The following is a 575-nucleotide window of genomic DNA, read 5'->3' on the forward strand; positions in this document are numbered from 1 at the left end:
GTCGAAGGGGGCAGACCCCGGTGATTCCCGGGACGGGGCAGCGTTTTCGGTGTAATCTGATTTCGGCGATTACGAATCGGGGGAAGTTGGCTTTTATGGTCTTTGGGCAGAGGTTCACCTCTGGGGTATTCATCAGGTTTTTGAGGCGATTGATTCGGCATCATCGTGGGGGGAGAGTATTTTTTATTGTCGATGAGCATCCCGTGCATCTCTCGGGCAAGGTCAAGAATTGGGTCAAGAAACATCGGGACGAGATAAGACTTTTCTTTTTGCCCGGGTATAGTCCGGATCTGAACCCGGATGAGTTGCTCAATCAGGATGTGAAGACGAATGCAGTGGGGCGGAAGCGACCGCATAATAGGGAAGAGATGGTGAGAAATGTGAGAAGTTATTTGTGGAGTACCCAAAAGCGTTCTCAAAAGGTAAGAGCTTATTTTCAACATCCTAATGTTCAATACGCGGCTTCTTAATGTGTCAAATATTTTCCGCTCCCTTTAATATTTCAACCCAACAACCTCAAGGAGGTACCCCATGCTACCGGCAGCGATTACCAACATACACCAAGCGTTTGAAGA

The 575-nt window shown here is 48.0% G+C and carries 1 protein-coding gene; it reads left to right on the plus strand.

What is annotated here, in order from left to right; translation table 11 throughout:
* A partial coding sequence (locus N3G78_14885; protein ID MCX8119201.1) for a transposase occupies window positions 1-470 on the plus strand: 470 nt, incomplete at its 5' end.
* Window positions 471-575: the final 105 nt, after the last annotated feature.

It is taken from the genome of Thermodesulfobacteriota bacterium (assembly GCA_026415035.1).
Classification (GTDB): Bacteria; Desulfobacterota; BSN033; order BSN033; family UBA1163; genus RBG-16-49-23.